At 57.6% G+C, this 21,367-nt stretch carries 19 protein-coding genes; 11 read left to right on the plus strand and 8 right to left on the minus strand.

Annotated features, from left to right (window positions below):
* Positions 1–3 precede the first annotated feature (3 nt).
* Complete coding sequence (locus QSK43_RS19665; RefSeq protein ID WP_332304863.1) at positions 4–789, plus strand: SDR family oxidoreductase; 786 nt, start codon at positions 4–6, stop codon at positions 787–789.
* 813 nt (positions 790–1,602) lie between these two features.
* Here the strand turns inward: QSK43_RS19665 and vapC are convergent.
* The 6 genes from vapC to QSK43_RS19695 form a co-directional block, all read right to left on the minus strand.
* Positions 1,603–2,004 carry a type II toxin-antitoxin system tRNA(fMet)-specific endonuclease VapC gene (gene vapC, locus QSK43_RS19670; protein WP_332304864.1) on the minus strand — a complete coding sequence of 134 codons (402 nt, stop codon included), beginning with the start codon at positions 2,002–2,004 and terminating at the stop codon, positions 1,603–1,605.
* On the minus strand, positions 2,004–2,234 hold the full coding sequence (vapB, locus tag QSK43_RS19675) for a type II toxin-antitoxin system VapB family antitoxin (protein ID WP_332304865.1): 231 nt from the start codon (positions 2,232–2,234) through the stop codon (positions 2,004–2,006). Before vapB ends, vapC begins: the two co-directional genes overlap by 1 nt.
* Before the next feature lie 694 nt (positions 2,235–2,928).
* A complete protein-coding gene (locus QSK43_RS19680) occupies positions 2,929–3,333 on the minus strand; it encodes a hypothetical protein (RefSeq protein ID WP_332304866.1) in 405 nt (134 codons plus the stop codon).
* A 576-nt stretch (positions 3,334–3,909) separates the two neighbouring features.
* The gene (locus QSK43_RS19685) at positions 3,910–4,533 is read right to left on the minus strand and encodes a TetR/AcrR family transcriptional regulator (protein ID WP_332304867.1); all 624 of its coding nucleotides are present in this window, start codon (positions 4,531–4,533) and stop codon (positions 3,910–3,912) included.
* A 150-nt stretch (positions 4,534–4,683) separates the two neighbouring features.
* A complete protein-coding gene (locus QSK43_RS19690) occupies positions 4,684–7,824 on the minus strand; it encodes an efflux RND transporter permease subunit (RefSeq protein WP_332304868.1) in 3,141 nt (1,046 codons plus the stop codon).
* A 3-nt stretch (positions 7,825–7,827) separates the two neighbouring features.
* The gene (locus QSK43_RS19695) at positions 7,828–8,982 is read right to left on the minus strand and encodes an efflux RND transporter periplasmic adaptor subunit (RefSeq protein WP_332304869.1); all 1,155 of its coding nucleotides are present in this window, start codon (positions 8,980–8,982) and stop codon (positions 7,828–7,830) included.
* 891 nt (positions 8,983–9,873) lie between these two features.
* Here QSK43_RS19695 and QSK43_RS19700 point away from each other — a divergent pair.
* The 3 genes from QSK43_RS19700 (at position 9,874) to QSK43_RS19710 (ending at position 13,140) form a co-directional block, all read left to right on the plus strand.
* Positions 9,874–10,422, plus strand: a complete 549-nt coding sequence (locus QSK43_RS19700; protein ID WP_332304870.1) for a TRAP transporter small permease subunit — start codon at positions 9,874–9,876, stop codon at positions 10,420–10,422.
* An 18-nt stretch (positions 10,423–10,440) separates the two neighbouring features.
* The gene (locus tag QSK43_RS19705) at positions 10,441–11,946 is read left to right on the plus strand and encodes a TRAP transporter large permease (protein ID WP_332304871.1); all 1,506 of its coding nucleotides are present in this window, start codon (positions 10,441–10,443) and stop codon (positions 11,944–11,946) included.
* A gap of 81 nt (positions 11,947–12,027) precedes the next feature.
* Positions 12,028–13,140, plus strand: coding sequence for a TRAP transporter substrate-binding protein (locus QSK43_RS19710; RefSeq protein WP_332304872.1), 1,113 nt, complete (start codon positions 12,028–12,030; stop codon positions 13,138–13,140).
* A gap of 59 nt (positions 13,141–13,199) precedes the next feature.
* Here the strand turns inward: QSK43_RS19710 and QSK43_RS19715 are convergent, their stop codons facing one another.
* Both QSK43_RS19715 and QSK43_RS19720 read right to left on the minus strand, forming a co-directional pair.
* The gene (locus tag QSK43_RS19715) at positions 13,200–13,832 is read right to left on the minus strand and encodes a response regulator transcription factor (protein WP_332304873.1); all 633 of its coding nucleotides are present in this window, start codon (positions 13,830–13,832) and stop codon (positions 13,200–13,202) included.
* Complete coding sequence (locus tag QSK43_RS19720; RefSeq protein ID WP_332304874.1) at positions 13,829–15,226, minus strand: cache domain-containing protein; 1,398 nt, start codon at positions 15,224–15,226, stop codon at positions 13,829–13,831. Before QSK43_RS19720 ends, QSK43_RS19715 begins: the two co-directional genes overlap by 4 nt.
* 299 nt (positions 15,227–15,525) lie before the next feature.
* Between QSK43_RS19720 and QSK43_RS19725 the strand changes: the two genes are divergently transcribed.
* The 7 genes from QSK43_RS19725 (at position 15,526) to QSK43_RS19755 (ending at position 21,367) form a co-directional block, all read left to right on the plus strand.
* Entirely contained in the window at positions 15,526–15,831 is a 306-nt protein-coding gene (locus QSK43_RS19725; RefSeq protein ID WP_332304946.1) for a hypothetical protein, read from the plus strand.
* Positions 15,832–16,285: 454 nt separating this feature from the next.
* Positions 16,286–16,555, plus strand: a complete 270-nt coding sequence (locus tag QSK43_RS19730) for an acylphosphatase (RefSeq protein ID WP_332304875.1) — start codon at positions 16,286–16,288, stop codon at positions 16,553–16,555.
* A 164-nt stretch (positions 16,556–16,719) separates the two neighbouring features.
* A complete protein-coding gene (locus tag QSK43_RS19735) occupies positions 16,720–17,373 on the plus strand; it encodes a Rieske 2Fe-2S domain-containing protein (RefSeq protein WP_332304876.1) in 654 nt (217 codons plus the stop codon).
* The gene (locus tag QSK43_RS19740; protein WP_332304877.1) at positions 17,370–18,215 is read left to right on the plus strand and encodes an aromatic ring-hydroxylating dioxygenase subunit alpha; all 846 of its coding nucleotides are present in this window, start codon (positions 17,370–17,372) and stop codon (positions 18,213–18,215) included. Before QSK43_RS19735 ends, QSK43_RS19740 begins: the two co-directional genes overlap by 4 nt.
* Positions 18,212–18,865 carry a glutathione S-transferase family protein gene (locus QSK43_RS19745; RefSeq protein ID WP_332304878.1) on the plus strand — a complete coding sequence of 218 codons (654 nt, stop codon included), beginning with the start codon at positions 18,212–18,214 and terminating at the stop codon, positions 18,863–18,865. The genes QSK43_RS19740 and QSK43_RS19745 overlap by 4 nt, the downstream gene beginning before the upstream one ends.
* Position 18,866: 1 nt before the next feature.
* Positions 18,867–20,246: an amidohydrolase gene (locus tag QSK43_RS19750; protein ID WP_332304879.1), complete on the plus strand. Its 1,380-nt coding sequence runs from the start codon at positions 18,867–18,869 to the stop codon at positions 20,244–20,246.
* A 23-nt stretch (positions 20,247–20,269) separates the two neighbouring features.
* Positions 20,270–21,367 (plus strand): BMP family ABC transporter substrate-binding protein, encoded by a 1,098-nt coding sequence (locus QSK43_RS19755; protein WP_332304880.1) that lies wholly within the window; start codon positions 20,270–20,272, stop codon positions 21,365–21,367.

Here is a 21,367-nt window from a genome sequence, read left to right on the forward strand (position 1 = left end):
GATATGAGGCGTTTTGAGGGTCAATCCGTATTCGTGACTGGAGGCAATAAGGGCATCGGTTACGGCATCGCCCGCCGTTTTGCCGAGGAAGGTGCGAAAGTCGCCATCGCCTCTGTCGACAAGGACACACAGGATACCGCGAAGAAACTGGCCGATGAGACCGGATCGATCACCCATGGCGTCATACTCGATGTGCGGGATGCGGCAGCCGTTCGTGACGCCTATGGTGCTGCTGAAGATGCCGTCGGGGCACTTTCCGTCTCCATTCAGAATGCTGGCGTCATCACCATTTCCAGGATCGAAGATCTGACGCAGGAGCAATGGGATCTAAATCTTGACGTCAACACCAAGGGGGCGTTCCTCTGCTGTCAGGAGGCGATCCGCCGCTTCCGTGCAAGCGGCATCAAAGGCCGCCTTGTCAACACAGCTTCCGGCCAGGCCCGACAGGGGTTCATCTACACGCCGCATTACGCCGCGTCCAAATTCGGCGTTGTCGGCCTCACCCAGAGCCTTGCCAAGGAACTCGCACCGGAAGGCATCACCGTCAACGCCATTTGCCCCGGCATCATTCATACCGAAATGTGGGATTACAACGACCGCGTCTGGGGCCAGATGCTCGGCGATTACAAGCCCGGCGAGCTGATGGCCGAGTGGGTGCGCAACATTCCGATGCGCCGCGCCGGCACGCCCGCCGAAGTCGCGGCACTCGTGGCGTTCCTGGCATCCGAAGACGCCGCCTATATCACCGGACAGACGATCAATGTCGATGGCGGTTTGATTATGTCGTGAAGTGTCTGTTGGTCAGGCAACAGGGTTCGGTGGTCCCTGCGTTTTTCAACGCTGCGCTTGTAACGCGGACGGTGGCAGCGGCTCGCGCTCAGGAAACGAAGTTTCCATCTCCGCAAAGGCCGTCTGAAGCAGGTATTGCAATCCCGGATGCCCGCCGCGGTGCGTTCATGCCAGCGGCGAGTTAACCGGGATGATTCGCTCGCTATCTTCGGCAGACAGCACCGGCAGCCCTTGCTGATCGTCATTGCCCATTGCGGCAAAGACGTCCTTCACGATCTGGACGTTGTCTTGAATGCTCGTAAGGTTCCTCCATTTCTGTGGTTCGGGTCGCGCGGGATCTGGTGGGCACCCAACGCCCACGGCGGACTCTTGCTATATAAGGAAGCCGTGATGTCGCACTTTTCTCCGCCGAAAGGCCCCAAACTGCGGACCTGACGGTGGGGACGAGTCGGCTGCGCGGTCTGGGTGTTCGTCGAGGCTACTCGTGCTTCTTCATGTCGTGCAGCTATGTTGATTATCGCGCGAATTTGCCCACTTTTTCATTTCGGAGCGATCCGCTCCACACCGCCACAAGAGGTTTTCAGTCAACACCAAGATGAGATTGAGTGGCACAACGCGAAATGGAAACGGGACGCAGCATTTCCGCATCTCCGCATGTTCGCATCGCGGAGCGTGGCCTTGATCGGGTTTGAATTTTTGAACGTTCATTTCGTTGAATCGACGAAGCCGCAGACGGCGCAGTTGATGGGGTACGGTGCGACGACCCGGTGGTTGGATGCTTACGGAAATCCGGCAGGTGATCAATATTTGAAACTAAGCAGCCCAGTCTTCCACTCGTAATCCGGGTACGCGGTCAAATTCACGGCGATTATTGGTAACCATAATCAGTCCGCGCGAGCGCGCGTGTCCAGCAATCAACTGATCATATGGACCGATCGGAGTTCCACTGCGCGCCAGTTCGGCTCGCAATTGACCCGTATGGCTTGCTGCGAATTCATCGTATGGGAGCACCTCGAGGCGCGCCGCGAAGCCCTCCACAACGGAAAGGTTCTTTTCTGGACTGGCTGACTTTTCCGCTCCGTAAATCAATTCCATCAGGCTGACCGAACTGATGCAAAGCTGATCATGTGAGCGATTGAACGCATCGCGCACTTGCTGAGGTCGATTCTTGATCGTAAAAATGCAGATGTTGGTATCCAGCATGTACTTCAGCATCAGAATGCCTCGCGCTCCTGCGAAGCAGCCTGGTCACGCTCAATCATAAAATCGGACGTCGCCTCCGCCCCTTCAAACCAACTGTCCCAGATCTCACCAGCTGGTGCAATGATGCGAGTGCGTCCCACCGCAACGATATCGACACGCTTTACGTCATCGGGCAAAGCAACCGCCTTTGGCAAACGTATTGCCTGGCTCCGGTTGCTCTGGAATACTGCGCCCTGCTCCATCTGCATACCTCCCAATTACATCGATAACGACGTAGCCTATGTAGCTCCTCGTGCGGGATATGTCAATGGGATATACAACACAGACATACTTAAGCACATGCGATCAGTCGTCTTCGCCTTGATGAGATGTGAACCGTTGTTCCAGACGCTGACGTTCTCAGCGGGTCCCATGTGAGCTCGTTAATTTGATAGACAACTTGAGGCGCCACTCCTGCGCCAGTAGACGTCTTGCTTCACGCAGTTGAAGGAATGAACCAAAGACATTTTGTTTTCTCTGCCCACAAAATGCCGTACGGGAAAATGCATCGGGTCTCTGTCGCAATGGATATGTGGAACTGACGCGGAGATTAAGTTCGATAATATCCGCACATTAGCGGAGATTCGACGAGCCGCCCGCCGCACAAATCTGAAGCGGAATCAGGCCTAGCCTGAATACGGGGTCTTTCCGCTATTTAAACAAGGATCACTTTATTTAAATAAACTTCCAGCTTAAGTCAGCGCGCTTAATTGGCGGACGGTCATCCAGCGGTACGGGATCTATAATCCTTACACTGGCCGGGGTGCATCAAGGGCTTTGCTGCTGCACGGACCACACAATCTACGAGACATTCCAGCAACCATATTCTCAGGCAAACCGGGTCTTGTTTCGAGCAACTTCTGACACGCAGCCGCTTCGGCTGGGCAGAGTGAACCTCTAGGAAGGATCCTTTTCAGAGCGCAGGGAAAATCCGAACGACACCATCGTGAAACCCGCCACCAGGAGATCCGCCGCCAGAATGATGTCCGGCCCGGCTCCAAGACCAAGGCCGCGGTCGGTGACCAGCCACGCGACAAAGAACAGGCTGGTCAAGCCGCCCGCAAGCAGCGATGCAGCCCCCCGGCGGGGACGGATCGTTTCCCCTACCCAGAGCCGCAACAGCGAAAGACCGAAAAAAAGACAGCAGAAAAGCAGGAAACCGACGGGCGACTGCAGGCCTTCGTCGACACAGACCATAGATCCCATCACCGCCTGCAGGGCGCCGATAACAATCCAGTCTGGATAAGATGCGGGGCGCGCAAGCCGCATGATGATGATCGCGAAGAGCAGACCGCCCAGCATTGGCCCGATGCCTGGAAGATAACCCTCGAAATTTCGGCCCAGGAACCTGTTGGCGAAGCATAACAGGGCAAAATCAACGAGAATGACGCCAAGAGCGACTACCCTTAGCCAATCCGACGGTTTTTTGAAACGGTTCGGACCGGTCTCCCCTCCCCTGCGGATTAAACGGCGAAGTTGCGAAAAGAACGACGGGGCACGCTGGTGGGGAAGAACGTGCCCCGTCGGATGTCCGGCAATGAGCACTGCGGACATCACAGGCCCTGACTGTGGGGGACGACACGTCAGAACCATTTCTATCGAAGGCGCATCGGGCGCGAGGTCTCCGTGACCTGTGGAAAGGGCCGGATCGCGGTGGATTGGAAGCGACTGGCACGAAACATATTCCCCATCCTGCATCATTTTCGGCAGACGCCTCCTCCAGTGGTAACCGGCCTGCATTCGGGATTGTACCGGTCATCCCGACCGGATCGCTGCTGCATGACCTTTATACATACATACAAAACGTTTGTAAATTTGAACTGTTATCTTTCCTTATCAGCGCACCCCATGCGTGGTCCGTGATGTTTCAGGAATGATTCAGTTTCGACCTGAGGGTTTTTGCTGAAGTCCGGCCAGCAGGGTGGTGACCAGGAGGCTTCCATCCTGGGAAAGTGTAAAGACCCCCTTCCTCAGAGCCCATTCTGTTACGAGCCCGCCCATGGCCGCATAAAGCATGGACGCCGCCTTCTCCGGTGTCCATGGCTTTACCATCCCGGGATTTCGCTCGACCGCCGTGAATATGCGCACGAGCAGCTCGTGCATTTCTTCGGCAAACGCATTCTGTGCGGTCTCATCTTTTTCCGCCAGAACGATATCAAGCCGCATCATCACCCGCAGCAGACCTCGCTGACGGGGATCCTGCTCGAGCTGCCTGAAGGTATCGGTAATGATGTCACCGAGTTTTTCAATGGAAGCGGAACGGCTGTCCTCGGAAAGCTCGTCGGCAAATCGCCTGAACGGTTCCTGCGCCTCGTTCCTGAGGGCGAGCAGAAGCCCGTGCTTGTTCTTGAAATGCCAATGGATCGCACCGCGGGTCACGCCGGAAAGAGCAGCGATTTCCTCCAGGCTGACATTGTCGTAGCCCTTGTCCAGAAACAGGGTCTCCGCCGCCTGCAAGATCTGGCGACCGGTTTCCGCCGCCTGCTCCTTGGTTCTCCTCACGTATGCAAACTCCCTGACTGAATTGCGCCGTTGCTTTTCTACATGGACCAACTCGGGAAAAGCAAATCGCCGGCAAAGCCAGGGCAATTCCGCAGCCAGAATGGCTGGCCCCGCCGCAACTCGTCACGGCGGGGCGGCAATGCACCAGGCTCAGGCGGTTTTCGGTTTCGCCAGCTTTTCGGTCTTGCGGCGAAACATCCCCGATATCAGGACGAAGAAGACCGGTACGAAAACAATCGCCAGCAAGGTCCCGGTCACGGTGCCGAAGAAGGTAGCAAAGCCTATTGCCTGCCGAGCACCGGCACCTGCGCCCGTCGATATGACCAGCGGAATGACGCCCAGACCGAAGGCAAGCGACGTCATCAGAATCGGCCGGAAGCGGAGTTTCGCTGCCTCGCAAACCGCCTCGAACGCAGTTTCGCCGAGTTGTGCCATTCGCTCACGTGCGAATTCGACGATCATGATGCCATTCTTGCCCGTCAGACCGACCACTGTCAGGAGACCCACCTGGAAATAGACGCCATTCGACTGACCGCCGATCCAGGCACCCAGAAGCGCGCCAAGAATACCGACCGGCATGGCAAGCAGAACCGCAACAGGAATGGTCCAGCTTTCATAAAGCGCCGCAAGGCAGAGGAACATGGTCGCCAATGCCAACCCGTAGAGAGGAAGGGCGCCAGCACCGGCGTCTTTTTCCTCAAGCGACATTCCTGTCCATTGCAGGCTGAAGCCTGGCGGTAATCTGGTGGCGAGCGCCTCCATTTCCGCCAGCGCCTCGCCCGAGGAGAATCCCGGGGCTGCGGACCCTTCGATTGCCATCGCCGGCAGAGCATCATATCGGCTGACCTGCTGAGGCCCGAAGACCCAGTTCTGGCTGGCGATGGTCGACAGATCGACAAAATCGCCGTTGGCGTTTGGCACCCGCCAGAGAGCAAGATCTTCCGGCCCGGTTCGGGCAAGCGGTTCGCCCTGCACATAAACGCGCTTCATGCGTCCCTCGTAAAGGAAGTCATTCACATAGGAACTCGACCAGACGGTGGTCAGGAACGACCCTACATCCGCGGCGCTGAGGCCCACGGCCCCGGCCTTGCCCCAGTCGATATTGAGTTCGAACTGGGAGGCATCCTCCACGCCGTTCGGCCTGACGGCCATGAGCTTCGGGTTTTGGGCAGCGAGACCCAGCAGCATGTTACGCGCTTCCAGAAGCTGCTCGTGACTCTGACCGGAGCGCGCCTGAAGGAAAGCAGTAAAGCCGTTGGAATTGCCAAGTTCCGTCACCGCCGGTGGCACCAGGGGAACCACGATCGCCTCCTTGATGCCACCCATCAATGGCCCGAAGGCACGCGCGGCGATGGCCTGGGCTGAGTTCTCCTTACCCTTGCGCTCTTCCCAGTCCTTCAGCTTGACGAACATCATGCCCATGTTCTGGCCCTGGCCGGCAAAGGAGAAGCCGCGAACAGAGAAGACCGCCTCGACATTCTTGCCCTCGGCATTCATGTAGTAATTTTCCACCTTGCCCAGAACGGCCTCGGTGTTTTGTGCGGTCGATCCGGGCGGCGTCTGGATGATGGTGAGCAATGTCCCCTGATCCTCATCGGGAAGGAACGAAGTGGGCGTCTTCTGATAAAGAAAGACCATGGCACCGACCAGAAGCAGATAGACGAGGAACATCCTGACCGGCCTTTTCGCGGAAGCCCTGACGATATTGCCGTATCGTGTCGTCAGCCAGGAGAAATTGCGCTCGAACCAGTTGCTGAAACGGCTGGCCAGTCCGGGCTTTGCATTGTGGTCATGGGCCTTCAGCATCGTGGCGCAGAGCGCGGGCGTGAATACCAGAGCCACCAGCACCGAAAGCGCCATGGCCGCGACGATCGTCACCGAGAACTGCTTGTACATTTCACCCGTTGCGCCGCCGAAAAACGCCATCGGCACGAAGACGGCGGAGACCACCATGGCGATGCCTACAAGAGCGCCCTGGATTTCTCCCATCGATTTTTTGGTCGCGGCGACGGGATCGAGATGCTCGTCGCGCATGATACGCTCGACATTCTCCACCACCACGATCGCATCATCGACCAAAAGCCCGATCGCCAGAACCATGGCGAGCATGGTGAGCGTGTTGATCGAAAATCCGAGCGCCGCCATGATGCCGAAGGTCCCGAGCAGAACCACCGGTACGGCCAGCGTCGGTATCAGCGTTGCGCGGAAATTATGCAGGAAGATCAGCATCACGAACACGACCAGCACGATCGCTTCAATGAGCGTGTGAATGACCGCCTCGATGGAAAGCGAAACGAACGGCGTCGTGTCATAGGGAATGACGTAGCTCACGCCGGCAGGAAGGAATGCGCCGAGATCTGCCACCCTGGCCTTGACCAGTTCCGCCGTTTCCAGCGCATTGGCGCCGGATGCCAGCTGGATCGCCATGCCCGAGGAGGGCTTACCGTTGTAGAAACTGGTGATTTCGTAGTTTTCCGTTCCCAGTTCCGCCCGCGCCACATCGCGTAGCAGCACCAGACCACCGTCGGTATCGGCGCGCAGGACAACGCGTTCGAAATCCTGCGGCGTCTTTAAAAGCGACTGGGCCGTGACGGTGGCATTGAGCTGCTGACCATCCGGTGCCGGCATCGCACCAAAAGAACCAGCGGATATCTGCGCATTCTGGGCGCTGATCGCGTTGATGACTGTGGTTGGAGATAGGCCGTAATATTTCAGCTTCTGCGGGTCGAGCCAGATCCGCATTGCGTATTCCGACCCGAACACTTCGACCTTGCCGACACCTTTCAGCCTCGAGATCGGTTCGACCATATAGGAGTTCAGATAGTCGGACAGATCGATGGCGCTTCGGGCTCCATCATCGGAAATCAGCGCGACCACCATCAGGAAGCCGGTCGTCGATTTCTCGACGGTCAGGCCCTGACGTGTCACCTCAGACGGCAGGCTCGCTTCGGCCTGACTGAGCTTGTTCTGGACCTGAACCTGCGCGATGTCGGGATCCGTGCCCAGATTGAAGGTGAGCGTGACGGTGGCGCGACCGGTCGATGTCGTCGAGGAATCGATATAACGCAGCCCGTCGAGACCCGTCATTTCCTTCTCGATGATCTGCACCACGGTATCGGCAACCGTCTCGGCAGACGCGCCGGGGTAGGTCGCGCCGATGACCACGGAGGGACCGGCTATCGCGGGATATTGCGAGATCGGCAGCCTCATGATCGACAAGACACCGAGACCCATGATGATGATCGCAATGACCCATGCGAAAATGGGTCTGTCTATGAAAAACCGTGCCATGGATCAGTTGCTCCCGACCCGGGCAGCCTGCTGGCCCGCCGGCTGTTGCTCTATTTCCACCGCCGCACCCGGTGCCACCTTCTGGAATCCGGACAAGACAATCTGGTCCCCCGGTTTCAGACCGCTGCTGGTCACCCAGCGGTTGCCCGCGCCGGTGACGATGGTCACCCGACGAAGAGCGATCTTGCCGCCTTCCACGATCCAGACGGATGCCTCACCTTTGGCATTGCGCATGACGGCACTTTGCGGCACGAGGATCGCGTCCCTGGTGACGGCCTGCGGCAATTCAACCTCGACATAGAGGCCCGGCAGAAGCCTGTTCTCTGGATTGGAAAATGAAATTCGAAGTGTGACCATGCCCGTCGTCGGTTCGACCCTCGGTTCGGCCGCCTTCAGGTCGCCCTTGATCGGATAGATCTGTCCGTTCGGCAGGATCATGGTCGCCACGGAAAGCGATTGGCTGGTGCCAACCCGCCTGTCGGCATTCCATCGCAACAGGTCGTTTACGGACTGCGTGACGTCAACGTAGATCGTATCGAGCGCGCGGATGGTCGTCAGGGCCGTGGTCTGCTGGGCAGCGACGAGAGCACCGGCCGTGGTCTCGGAAAAACCGATGACGCCGGAGATCGGGGCGCGGATCGTGGTTCTCTCAAGGTCGATCTCTGCCGTCGTCAGTTGCGCCTGCGCCACTTGCAGTGCGGCCCGCGCCTTGTTCCTCTCGGCGATCTTGTTGTCGCGGTTCGACGCCGAGCTGACATTGTTGGCGAAGGTTTCCTCCGCGCGACGTGCATCGACCACGGCGAAATCGTAGCTGGCCTGGGCCTGGGCGACATTGGCCTTCGCCGATTCCAGTGCCGCGACGTAGGTGTCATCCTCGATCTTGTAGAGAACCTGACCGGCCTCGACGCGTGCGCCTTCCTCAAACAGCCGTTCCCGGATGATGCCTGAGACCTGCGGTCGCACCTCCGAAATCGTGGATGGTTTGATACGTCCGGGCAAACGCGCAGTCAGCGTGAAATCCTCAGTTTTTACGGTTTCGACCGTGACCGACGGGGTTGGTTGTTGCTGTGCGAGCACTCTCCCGGGATAGAGGATGCAGGATAGAATCAACGCGAGGACCACGGTTCGCCCGCGCCGCCACTGACTTTTCTCGACCATTTTTTCACCTTTGATGCAACCGTGTGCTGTCGGACAGATCACAAACGTCCGATCATTCTGTCCTTATACATACATTCTGAATGTAAATATCAAGAGCAAATTAAACGGGCTAGATAATTTTCGATCCGGTTAATTCCGCAGCTCTTTGCCAAATCGCCTTTTGCGAAGCACCTGGAGCACCTCGTTTTCATGCACCTGACAGATGCGGCTGGCCTTTGAGCAGACCCTGGTGGTGCGCCATCAGGCGGACTTCAACCGCGCCAGGACCGAGGTCGACGCGGACCCGCCGAGCCCTCGCCGGATGACTGGTTCATCGCCTGACGTCCGGCCAAGGAGCATCCCCTGTTGTCGTTCAGGGAGAACGTGCGGCGTTATCCAATCAAGGAAAGACACTCGTCAGCTGCGTCGCCTGACATCGCGCCTCGCCGCAGTCGCAGAGCCTCAACCAGCGATAGCTGATGGGAGACGAGGGCTGCTGAGCCGGCTTCCATTCTACCATCTGAGCCGTAGGCGGTCGGCACCCGCGCCTGGAGCGATGATTGCTCTGACGACAGCATGAAGTGCGCCCGTCATCGCCTTGGGATGAACCGCCGACAACCAATGCACGCATTAATCCGGGCGCGCTAAAATAGATGATTTTGCCATGTGAATTCGTTTGAGCGCCGGGCAGATCTCACGAACACTTATATTTGGGCTGCCCGACCCTGAATGCGACGCCTGGCTGCGCCACAGCCCTTTCCTCAACTGGAAACAGCATACCCAGTTCTTGGTACTCCTGAAGAAATTGGCCCCTGCGCTCCCTTGAGCGTAGATCCACCACTGATATTCTGCCCGGATTAGCGCGACCACACGTGTATTGAGGAGTACGCGGCCGCGCCCGGGGAGGACATCATGAAGTTTTTGCTGGCGCTTTCGCGCGCCATTGATGCTGCCAATTCTGCTATTGGCAAAGGTATTTCATGGCTGCTGCTCGCAGCCATTCTCATCAGCGCCATCAATGCCGCCATGCGCAAGGCGTTCTCAATGAGTTCCAACGCCTGGCTTGAATCCCAGTGGTATCTGTTCTCTGCCGTGTTTTTGATCGCTGCCGCCTACACGCTCCTCAACAACGAGCACGTGAAGGTCGATTTGATCTACGGAAGCCTGCCGCGCAAGGGGCAATTGTGGGTCGATATCCTCGGGACCATCTTATTTCTCATGCCTTTCTGCCTCATCACGGTTTATCTCTCCTGGCCGGTGTTCCTGCAGAAATTTGCCTCGGGTGAAGTTTCAAACAATACGGGCGGCCTCATTCAATGGCCGGTCTGGGCGCTGATACCGATCGGCTTCAGCTTACTCGCCATCCAGGGCGTGTCGGAACTCATCAAACGCGTCGCAATCCTTCGCGGCGATATCCCCGATCCGGTTGCAGCGGCTGATGCCGCAGCAGCAATGCTCTGATCGAAGGAAGAAACAAATATGGCATTCCTTGCGGAAAATCTCGCGCCCATCATGTTCGCGGCGCTCATTATCGTACTGCTGTTCGGCTATCCCGTGGCCTTCGCGCTGGCTTTTGTCGGCTTTGTCTTCGGTTTCATCGGAATTGAGCTCGGCCTGCTGCCGGTAACGCTGTTCCAGGCCATTCCCGATCGTATATTCGGCCAGATGTCCAATGAAACACTTCTGGCCATACCGTTCTTCACTTTCATGGGGTTGATCCTTGAAAAGAGCGGCATGGCGGAAGATCTGCTGGATACGATCGGTCAGCTCTTCGGACCGGTCCGCGGCGGTATCGCCTTCGCCGTCGTTTTTGTCGGGGCCATTCTGGCCGCAACCACGGGTGTCGTCGCCGCCTCTGTTATCTCGATGGGCCTCATCTCGCTGCCAATCATGCTGCGCTATGGTTACGACCGTAAAATCGCCGCAGGGACGATCGCCGCCTCAGGCACGCTGGCGCAGATCATTCCCCCCAGCCTCGTGTTGATCGTGCTGGCCGACCAGCTCGGCCGCTCGGTGGGCGACATGTACAAGGGTGCGCTTGTTCCGGGTCTCATGCTGGTAACGGCTTATACGCTCTACATCATCATAACCTCGATCATCAGCCCGACGAAAGTCCCGGCGTTACCTTTGGAAGCACGCACCCTGCGTGGCACCAGGCTTCTGTTCAAGGTCATCACCTCTCTTGTGCCACCACTCGTGCTGATATTCCTCGTACTCGGCACGATCTTTCTCGGGATCGCGACACCAACGGAAGGCGGCGCCATGGGTGCGGTGGGCGCACTTGCACTCGCGCTCGCAAACCGCAGATTGAATTTCGGCCTGATCCAGCAGTCGCTCCATGCAACGGCAAAACTCTCGTCTTTCGTGCTGCTGATCCTGCTTGGCGCCCGCGTGTTCTCTTTGACCTTTTACGGTGTGAACGGCCATGTCTGGGTCGAGCATCTGATGACATCGATCCCCGGCGGCGAAATCGGCTTCCTGATTGTCGCCAACCTGCTGGTCTTCTTCCTGGCGTTTTTCCTCGACTATTTCGAATTGGCCTTCATCATCATCCCTCTCCTGGCCCCGGTCGCCGATGCTCTCGGCATCGACCTGATCTGGTTCGGCGTCATGCTGGCGGTCAATATGCAGACATCGTTCATGCATCCGCCGTTCGGTTTTTCGCTGTTCTTCCTGCGCTCGGTGGCGCCAACACGCGCCTACAAGGACCGGATCACAGGCCAGACGATCCAGCCGGTCACCTCGACCCAGATTTATCTCGGCGCCATTCCGTATCTTTTCATCCAGCTCGCCATGGTCATCATCATCATCGTCTTCCCCGGAATAGTGATGCACTACAAGTCGGGCGCCAAGGTGGTCGATCCCTCGGCCGTTCATATCAATGTACCGATGCCCGGCGCAGGAAGCGATGCCGATCCTTTCGCCAATCCGTTCCTCGCCCCCGGCGGCAACGCACCAGGCTTCGGCCAGCCGGGCAAGCCCTGACAATCGGACGGGTGCCACAAGTGCCCGCCGCAACCCGTCGACGCGCCAGGCGTCGGTCACTTCATAGGAGGAGGTAATCTAATGAAAAACAATCTGGACCGCAGACACTTCTTGTCTGGCGGCGTGCTTGCCGGGGCGGCTGCAGCCGCTTCAACGCTCGCCACGCCAGCCATAGCCCAGTCCTTGCCAAACGTTCGCTGGCGTCTCACGTCGGGCTTTCCCAACAATCTCGACACAATCTACGGCGGCGCCGTGGTCATGGCTAATGCACTGAAGGCAATTACGGGCGGCAAATTCGAAATCCAGGTCTTTCAGGCCGGCGAAATCGTTCCCGGAGCCCAGGCCATCGACGCCGTAAAAGCCAATACCGTCGAAATTTCCCATACCTGCGGCTATTATTTCACGGGAAAAGATCCGACGTTCGCCATTGGCTCCACCATCCCGTTCGGCCTGAACGCCCGCCAGCAGAATGCCTGGCTTTATCACGGCGGCGGCAACGAAGCCTACAATGAATTCCTTTCCGACTACGGTGTCATCGGCATTCCCGGTGGAGCCACGGGCGCCCAGATGGGCGGCTGGTATCGCAAGGAAATCAAGAGCATCGAGGACATCAAGGGCCTCAAGATGCGCATCGCCGGCGTTGCCGGACAGGTGCTTGCCAAGCTTGGCGCCGTGCCACAGCAGCTTCCCGGCGGCGACATCTACCCGGCCCTTGAGCGTGGCACCATAGATGCGGCAGAGTGGGTCGGCCCCTACGACGACGAGAAGCTCGGCTTCTACCAGATCGCACCCTACTATTACTATCCGGCCTTCTGGGAAGGCGGCCTGACGATCCACTTCTTCATCAACAGGGATCAATACGCGGCGCTGCCGGACGAATACAAGGCAGCGCTCGACACCGCCTGCAAGGCCGCCAACATCAACATGCAGGCGCTCTACGATGTAAAGAACAAGGATGCGATCCGCTCGCTGGTTTCCAAGGGCACGCAACTTCGTCCGTTGCCCCGCGACGTGCTCGATGCCGCCTACAAGGCGACTTTCGAGCTCTATGATGAATATACCCAGAAGCATCCGGCATGGGCCAAGATCTATCCCGGCTGGAAGAAATTCCGCGACGAGAGCTACGAATGGTTCCGTGTCGCCGAATATACCTATGACAGTTACGGCTACGCAATGCAGAGCACTGGAAAATAAGCCGGCTTTGTAATATCGCGGCACCTCGGATGGCGACCTCCGGGGTGCTTCAAAGCTGACTATTCCTTGATCAGCCCGTTATCTATCGCGTAGCGGATGAGACCGGCAGTGGTCGCTATATCCAGTTTTCTCTTGATGTTCTTGCGATGGGTTTCCATTGTCCGCTCGGCAATGTCCAGCGTCGCAGCGGCATCGCGATTGCTTTTTCCCCGTGCGATCAGCAGCAGCACCTCCTGCTCACGTGTCGTCAGCGCCTTGAGCCTGCCGGACGAGCCCTCCATCAGCACGTCACGAACGCCTGAGGAAAAATAGGTTCCACCGCCAGCTACGGCATCGATTGCGGCAACTATTTCTTCCGTCTCTACGTCCTTGAGGACATAGCCCGCCGCACCATACATTACCGATGTCGATATATATTCCCGGCTATCATGCATCGACAGCATCAGCACCCGGCTGGAAAGCTGTTTTTCCTTGAACAGTTCCAGCGCATCGATGCCGTTAATCTGTGGCATGTTGATATCCATCAGCACCACATGGGGCCGCGTGGTGACGGCCGCATCGAGACCGGCCATGGCTGATACCGCGGTTCCTACGACGGCGATATGGTCATAAGTCTCCAGCACAGCCTTCAGCCCTTCCAGGACCAGGGGGTGATTGTCGATCAGCAGGACACGGATCGGATGAGGGATCACTCGGCAGCCTCCCGTATTCCGTTCTCGTGGTCCTTCATGGCGGTAATGGGCAGGACCGCGCGCAGAACAGTCCCCTTGACGGAGCTCTCGACGTCCAGCCTGCCACCGAAATGGGTCATGCGCTCCTGCATGTTTCTCAAGCCCAGCCCCTTGTTGGCCGGTGCCCCGGTCTCCGACCGAACGGCTGGAAATCCACGGCCGTTGTCGGTAACATCCATCTGCACCCGCTCATCGCGGCTGGAAAACCTGATGGTAACCTGCGTGGCATCCGCATGGCGCTCGATATTGGTCAGCGCCTCCTGTGCAACACGATAAAGGGCAACGCGTGCCTCGGGAACGAGCATATTCTTGAACGCAACGGATTCGAGTGTCGCCGCGATGCCGGTCCGTTCGGAAAAACTCGAAATCAGCGATTCCAGAGCGGCCGTCAGTCCAAGGTCGTCGAGAACGCGGGGACGGAGATCATGGGAGATACGACGTACCTCCTTGATCGCTTCGTTCAATGCCGCAGCACCTTTGCCGATCGCCTCGACAGCGCCAATATTGTCCGGCGTCACCTTGCGTCGCGCAAGATCGATTGCAAAGCGCACGCCAACGAGGTTCTGGGAAATGCCGTCATGCAATTCCCGGGCAATACGCAGGCGCTCTTCCTCCTGAGTGTCGATGATCCTCTGCATCAATTCCTTAAGTCGCCCGTCGGCCAGCCGTTGCTGGCGCAGATTGAGCAGCATACAGGTGGCAAACACCAGCAATACGGCAGGAACAGCAAACAGCGCGACGATCAGGAAATTCCATGTGATAGAGTGGCGTAATTCCTCTTTGGCAGCTGCCGTAGCAGTAAAAACATCATCCAGATAAACGCCGGTGCCGATCATCCAGCGCCATTTGTCGAGTCCCGCTGCAAAGGAAAGCTTGTCGGCCATTTTTCTGGTGGAAGGCTTCTCCCACTTATACTGGACGAGACCTCCTCCCTCTTTTGCCTTGACTATCAGATCGTAGATCACACGATTGCCATCGGGGTCGTGAAGATCCAGCCAGTTATTGCCCGGGCGAAAATCCTGGCGGGGATGGACCACGTTCAGTCCGTCATAGTCATAGACGAAAAAATAACCGTCCGTGCCGTAGTCCAGGCCGGTCAGGATGCGCTTGACTTCCTCCTTTGCAGCTTCGTCATCAGGCCCTGCCCTGTCATAAACCGAGCGGATCGCGGAAAGCGCAAGATTGGTGAGGTTGAGTAGCTCTGCTTCCTTTGCCGCGAGCATGTTCCGTTCGAAAGCGTCGATGCTGGTCCGCGCCAGTGTCATTGACTGCCAGGTGATGAGTGCGGTGATGACAATAATGGCAAGAACAAGCGGTCCGATGGCCAACGCGACAATCTGGCTTCTGAGTCTCATGCGGCCCCCTCCGGCACATTAACCCCTCACAATGCCTCACCTAACAATACTTCATGCGGCAAGTCGAGCATGTCGCGAAGCTATCGGCAGGAGGCTATTCAGGAGGCGGCCCCGTGGCACGGACATCATCCAGCCTGATATCTGCATCGCGTTCCAGCTCCCCCCGAGTATGCCCTCTAGTAGCCGATCGGCACATCCCGTCGAAAGCCGGGAGAACCAATACAGGGTTCCGCAAAGTTTGACTCGCCACATTTTTCATGGCGAGGTGGCACTTGCAGCCACTGGGAGGGATGAAGATGATGGACGGGCAAAACCGATGGCGCCACATGGCAAGCGCGCCGAAAAACGGAAACCGGATCCTCGTAACGATCCGTTCGTCAGAACAAGGACCAGCCCAGGTAGACCTCGCATACTGGTCGAATGGCGACCGGTTCGGACCAGAAGGATGGCGCGCCTCCGACTCGACGCCGGGGCGGATCATTGAATACGCTGAGCCAGAATTGAAGTGTTGGATGCCTGTACCTTCGGCCAACGTCGATAGTTTCGCAAGGCCCGCCCCCTGGGAAGGAGACGACGATCGCGAACTCGACGGATCCGGGATATGACGCGAGTCCGAGACCTTTCGGAGCACGTTCCAGTTCCCGCCCGTCATGCGTCTTGGCGGGATGTCAACTACCTTGTTACTGATAAAGCTCCCGGCGGAGAGCTCGCTTTCGAAGTAAAGGAATGCAAGGTTGATGTGAGCATTTGTTGACCAAGCTGTTGTCTATCGCTGACAGATCGGCTGTGATGATGTCTGGCCCTGTCGGGCGTAAATACGACCAAGGGGAATGGCTGACCTCGAAGAAGTATCGGGAACCGCACAACGCCAGCAAGCCGCAGCTGAGACTATTGCCCAGATCATATTGCGAGGGGTGATAATTCCAGACGCGGGCCGGACCGGCCAGGCCAGACTTGAACAGAGAGCTCTACACGCGAAAACGTGCAAGGAGCTCCTGGAGGTGAAGCGCATCTTCGCTTCCATGATTTGCGACAGGTGAAGGCAATACGGAGCGCGTGATGACAGAGTGGCATAACAATCATCTCCGGCAGCAAATGACGATCATGGGGGATTTTGATGCCGGCTCGTTCGAGCCGTGGGTCAGGCGCCACGCCGCCAAGTTGGGACTTTCGCAGACGGTATCCCACGCTGGTAAAGACCGGATCGAACTTTTGCTGGAAGGTCCAGACGAACTGATTGACATGATGGAGATGGGCTGTTCGCTCGGACCAATCGACGTGTGGGTGGAGACGATCGAACGCCGGACGATCGACCGCGAAACAGCCTGAATAAAAACGCGAGTTTCGATGTTTAGCACAACCATTGCACTTTAATTGACCATTCTTGCCAATGCAGAAAAATTATGCAACCGTAGCTTTCGCTTGGTCAACATGCGCGACGGGCAGCGCTGAATTCGCCTCGCAATATTTCGTTTTATGGGGGAAGTTCAGCCATGCAACCCGATACGACTGGTCCCTGGACTCCAGTCGCCTTCTCCAAAGATTTGCCCAACCGTACAGTGATGCCAGCGCAGATAACAGCAGGCCCCATTGCGCTCTGGCGAAACGGTTCGGGGCAAGCGGCTGCATCTGTGGATCGATGTCCGCACCGCGGCATGCGCCTCTCCCATGGGTTCGTACGTGGCGAAGCGCTCTCGTGCATTTATCATGGCTGGAGCTACGCACAGGCAGGACACTGTCTTCGAATACCGGCGCATCCGGGGTTGGTGCCGCCGGAAACCATCCGTGTGGCGACGTATGCAGTCAACGAGCGTGGCGGCATCATCTGGATCGCTTCGGGCGAGCCGCATGGCGAACCGCCTCTGTTTGAAGGTCTGGCGCCATTGAGATCGCTGACGGCAAACGCCAGTATCGGCGCAATCGAAGCCGCCACCGGAAAGACAGCGGATGCGGAAGGCCTCCTGGAATTCAGTCACGACCTCGGTACGGCCTTTCTGCTGTTGTGCGCACAGGGCCAGGACAGCACGCTGATCCATGTTCTGCTCGAGACCTCAGCCGATGCGGGTGCGGGCATTGCCGCTTCCCGGGCGATGGAGCGTCTGCGGCGTGAGGCGGAGAAATTTCAGCTTGAGGAGGTCACACCATGACAGCACAGGCGATGGTCGATGAGTGGTACCCTGTCGGTCTTTTCAGCCGCCTCGACAAGGCCGGGCAAGATACCGCCTTGATGGGTGAGCCAATCACCGTGGCATGCAATGAAAATGGCGACGCTCGTGTGACGACGGCAAGTGGAAGAGTTTTGCCAGTGCTGGTGCGTTATGGCCATGTGTGGACGTCCCTCGGTCAACCCAGAGACGGGCTTTTTGCCATACCCGAAGCGGATCAGCCCGGTCGACGGTTTGTGGACGTTGGGGTGGTAAGGGTGCGTTGCTCGCCATTGCGCGCAGTCGAAAACTTCCTCGACATTGCTCATTTTCCCTTTGTTCATACAGATATTCTCGGTGCGGAACCGCACACCGAAGTCCAGAATTACAGGGTCGAAATCCGTGAGGATGTCGATGAGGTCTGGGCTACGCAGGTGAAATTCTACCAGCCGCAGGCTTCCAAATCCGCAAGTGGCGGCATCACGACCGAATATATGTACCGCGTTCCAGCGCCGACCTGTTCGGTGCTTTACAAGACGTGCCCGCCGCGCCCCAGCGAATGGGACGTCATTACCCTGTTCGTCCAGCCGCTGGCGGAGGACCTCTGCGACGTCTGGCCCTGGATGGCACTTTTCGACGACACGACCAGCATGACCGATCTCATTCATTTTCAGCAGACGATCTTCCTGCAGGACAGGTCCATTCTTGAAAACCAGATCCCGCGTCTTCTGCCGCTGGATCCTGGCATGGAAATTCCAACGCGGGCCGATCTGACCTCGGTAGCGTATCGCCGCTGGCTTAAACGACACAATTACACCTATGGTGCGCAGCTGGTGGCACAATGAAGCTCTACGACTACATTCTCTCACCCAGTTGCTACAAAGTGCGCCTGATGGCCGCCCTTGCCGGCGTCAAGCTCGACATCCGCCCCGTGGATTTTCATCCTGGAGCGGAACATAAGGGCCAGGAGCTAATGGCGCTGAACCCGGCAGGTTCTATCCCCATTCTCGAAGATAACGATCTGGTTCTGACGGAATCCTCGGCAATTCTCGTTTATCTTGCGGCCAAGGCAGCGCCCGAGTGGTTGGCCGTTACAGGTGCCGAAGAAACCGCTCGCGTGCAGCAATGGCTGTCTTTTTCCGGCCGGCTGACTGCAGGTCTGGGAGGCGCGCGTCTGACCGAAATGCTGCTGCGCCCTGGCGATATCTGCGCGCTGCAGCTTCAGGGTGTTACAGCCCTGCGCGAGCTGGAAGCCGGCCTTGTCGAGCAGAACCTTCGTGGCATGCGCTTTCTTGCTGCAGACCGGCCAACGGTTGCTGATATTGCCTGCTTCCCTTATGTGGCGTTAGCACCAGATGGGGGAGTTTCGCTTGATCCTTATCCGGCAATCCGGCTCTGGTCGCGAGCTGTTCGCAGCCTCGACAAATTCATCGAAATGCCGGGCATTCACCGGCTGCACGAATTAAAGCCTGAGCCGGAAGCAGGTGAGCCGTAATATGACCGGTTATCTTCTCAGGAATTGCGCAGCTGTGATCTGCAACGACGGCAAGGGAATGGCCGTCCGCCGCAATGTCGACGTGTTGACCAGTGGACCAGCCATTCAAGCCATCGGCGAAAACCTCGAAGCGGGCACATTGGCGCACGGAACATCTGTGCAAGACGCCACCGGCTGGTTCGTATATCCGGGCCTCGTCAATACGCATCACCATTTTTTCCAGTGCTTCGTGCGCAACCGCGCTGAGCTGGACTGGACCAGCTTATCGGTCCTTGAATGGCTGGACCGTATCTATCCGGTGTTTTCGCAACTCAATGAGGCATGCTTCTACCATTCCTCGGTCACCGCCATCGCCGAACTTATCAAACACGGCTGTACGACGGCCCTCGACCACCAGTATAATTTCCCCCGCCACGCCGGAAAGCTGTTGATCGACCGGCAATTCGAGGCAGCTGAACTGCTTGGCATGCGTTTTCATGCCGGTCGTGGCGGCAACACCCTGCCCCGATCCGAAGGCTCCACCATTCCTGACGAAATGCTGGAGACGACGGATGAATTCATCGACGATTGTACGCGTTTGATAGACACCTATCATGATGGCAGTGATTTCAGCATGCGACAGGTGGTGGTCGCGCCATGCCAGCCGGTCAATTGCTACCGCGAGACTTTTGTGGAATCCGTGGCTCTGGCAAGAGACCGGGGCGTTATGATGCACACGCATGCAGGAGAAGGCGAAAGCCCGGTCATCCAGGCCCGCCACGGCATGCGCACCATAGACTACCTGGACGAAATAGGCTTTGCCGGACCGGATGCATTTTATGCCCATTGCTGGGAATTGACGCATGGCGAATTGAGCAAAATGGCCGCGAGCGGCACCGGCATTTCCCATTGCCCGGAGCCTGTCTACCTTGTTGGTGCCGAAGTCACAGATATCCCGGCCATGGCCAACTACGGCCTGCGCATAGGCCTTGGGTGTGATGGTGCCGCGTCCAACGACAATTCCAACCTGATGCACTGCCTGCATTCGGCCTACATGTTGCAATGCCTGGTGTCGTCCAACCGCACCCACCCGGTACCGCCGCCAGTGAATTTCCTGCATTATGCCACAGAGGGCGGTGCCAGCCTGCTGGGGCGCAAAGATATTGGCCGGCTTGCGCCGGGCATGGCAGCCGATCTGTTTGCAATCGATACCCGTCGCATGGATTACGTCGGCACGCGGCACGATCCCTTGAGCCTGATCCCCCGCGTCGGCATCGGCATGGCCACGGACATGACCATGATCAACGGGCGCATCGTCTGGCAAAAGGGTGAGTTCCCGGGTCTGGACGAAGGCAAGCTGTTTGCCGATGCCGAAGCAGCACTCACAAGCGTCAAATTTTAAAAACAAAAGAGGGAACTGATAAAATGACCAACCTGACCCGCAGAAACCTGATGAAGGCTGCAGCAGCAACCGGCCTTGCCAGCACATTCGGCAGCAGCCTTGCCTTTTCTGCAGACAAGCCGCTCGGTATCACACTCGTCATTCCCTCGCCCATTGGCGATGTTGGCTGGGGCCATGCGCTGTCTGCCGGTCTTGATCCTATCAGGGCGGTCTATGGGGACAAAGTGAAGGTTACGATTCTTGAGAACATTGCCGAAGGCCCTGATGCAGACCGTATCATGACCAAGACGGTTGCTGATGGAAACAAGTTCCTGATCGCCGGCTCGTTCGGGTATCAGAACGGCGCCTTGCAAATCGCCCGTCGTGACCCAGGCGTCACGGTTCTGCACGCATCGGGCTTTCAGGTCACTCCAAATTTTTCACCTTTTGCAGCCAAATATTTCCAGGGTTCCTACCTCCTCGGCATGGCAGCCGCAGCCCTGAGCAAGACAGGCAAGCTTGGCTCCGTATCTGCCTTTGCCATCCCCGAACTCATAACCACCATCAACGCCTTCACGCTGGGTGCACAAGCAGTCCGACCCGACATTGACGTCTCTGTCGTGTGGGTCAATTCGTGGTTTGACCCAGCCAAGGAGCAGGAAGCAGCAAAAGCTCTGATTGCGCAGAAATGCGACGTGATCTTTTCAAACGCTCAGGACACGCCGTCAGTCATCGCCGCCTGTGAAGAAGCAGGTGTTTATGCTTTCAACCTTAACTCTTCCATGAAGAAATATGCTCCCAAAACGTATCTCGGTTGCGTTTCCACAGATTGGTCGCCGTTCTTCAGGGCATCTGTCGATGCGCATCTTGCAGGCACATTCACGGGTGCCAACACCTTCCTCGGCGTCAAGGAGAAAGTCGTCGAGGTAGTCGACTGGAGCCCGGATGTGCCGGCCACCGTGATGACAAAGATCAAGGACGTCGAGGCCAAAATCGCCGACGGCAGCTTCTCGCCTTTCACCGGGCCGATTACCAGGGCCGATGGCAGCGCAGGCGTAGCCGCGGGAACGAGCATGCCTGATTCCGAGATCGTCGCACTGGACTGGCACGTCAAAGGCGTAACTACGCCACTGCCGAAATAA

It is taken from the genome of Rhizobium sp. GR12, assembly GCF_036596185.1.
Lineage (GTDB): Bacteria > Pseudomonadota > Alphaproteobacteria > Rhizobiales > Rhizobiaceae > Agrobacterium > Agrobacterium nepotum.

Coding starts and splice junctions, on each gene's coding strand:
- QSK43_RS19755 (WP_332304880.1), top strand. CDS start 20,270: ATGACCAACCTGACCCGCAGAAACCTGATGAAGGCTGCAGCAGCAACC.
- QSK43_RS19700 (WP_332304870.1), top strand. CDS start 9,874: ATGAAGTTTTTGCTGGCGCTTTCGCGCGCCATTGATGCTGCCAATTCT.
- QSK43_RS19725 (WP_332304946.1), top strand. CDS start 15,526: ATGGACGGGCAAAACCGATGGCGCCACATGGCAAGCGCGCCGAAAAAC.
- QSK43_RS19735 (WP_332304876.1), top strand. CDS start 16,720: ATGCAACCCGATACGACTGGTCCCTGGACTCCAGTCGCCTTCTCCAAA.
- QSK43_RS19665 (WP_332304863.1), top strand. CDS start 4: ATGAGGCGTTTTGAGGGTCAATCCGTATTCGTGACTGGAGGCAATAAG.
- QSK43_RS19695 (WP_332304869.1), bottom strand. CDS start 8,982: ATGGTCGAGAAAAGTCAGTGGCGGCGCGGGCGAACCGTGGTCCTCGCG.
- QSK43_RS19720 (WP_332304874.1), bottom strand. CDS start 15,226: ATGAGACTCAGAAGCCAGATTGTCGCGTTGGCCATCGGACCGCTTGTT.
- QSK43_RS19730 (WP_332304875.1), top strand. CDS start 16,286: ATGACAGAGTGGCATAACAATCATCTCCGGCAGCAAATGACGATCATG.
- vapC (WP_332304864.1), bottom strand. CDS start 2,004: ATGCTGAAGTACATGCTGGATACCAACATCTGCATTTTTACGATCAAG.
- QSK43_RS19690 (WP_332304868.1), bottom strand. CDS start 7,824: ATGGCACGGTTTTTCATAGACAGACCCATTTTCGCATGGGTCATTGCG.
- QSK43_RS19710 (WP_332304872.1), top strand. CDS start 12,028: ATGAAAAACAATCTGGACCGCAGACACTTCTTGTCTGGCGGCGTGCTT.
- QSK43_RS19705 (WP_332304871.1), top strand. CDS start 10,441: ATGGCATTCCTTGCGGAAAATCTCGCGCCCATCATGTTCGCGGCGCTC.
- QSK43_RS19680 (WP_332304866.1), bottom strand. CDS start 3,333: ATGCTGGGCGGTCTGCTCTTCGCGATCATCATCATGCGGCTTGCGCGC.
- vapB (WP_332304865.1), bottom strand. CDS start 2,234: ATGGAGCAGGGCGCAGTATTCCAGAGCAACCGGAGCCAGGCAATACGT.
- QSK43_RS19740 (WP_332304877.1), top strand. CDS start 17,370: ATGACAGCACAGGCGATGGTCGATGAGTGGTACCCTGTCGGTCTTTTC.
- QSK43_RS19750 (WP_332304879.1), top strand. CDS start 18,867: ATGACCGGTTATCTTCTCAGGAATTGCGCAGCTGTGATCTGCAACGAC.
- QSK43_RS19745 (WP_332304878.1), top strand. CDS start 18,212: ATGAAGCTCTACGACTACATTCTCTCACCCAGTTGCTACAAAGTGCGC.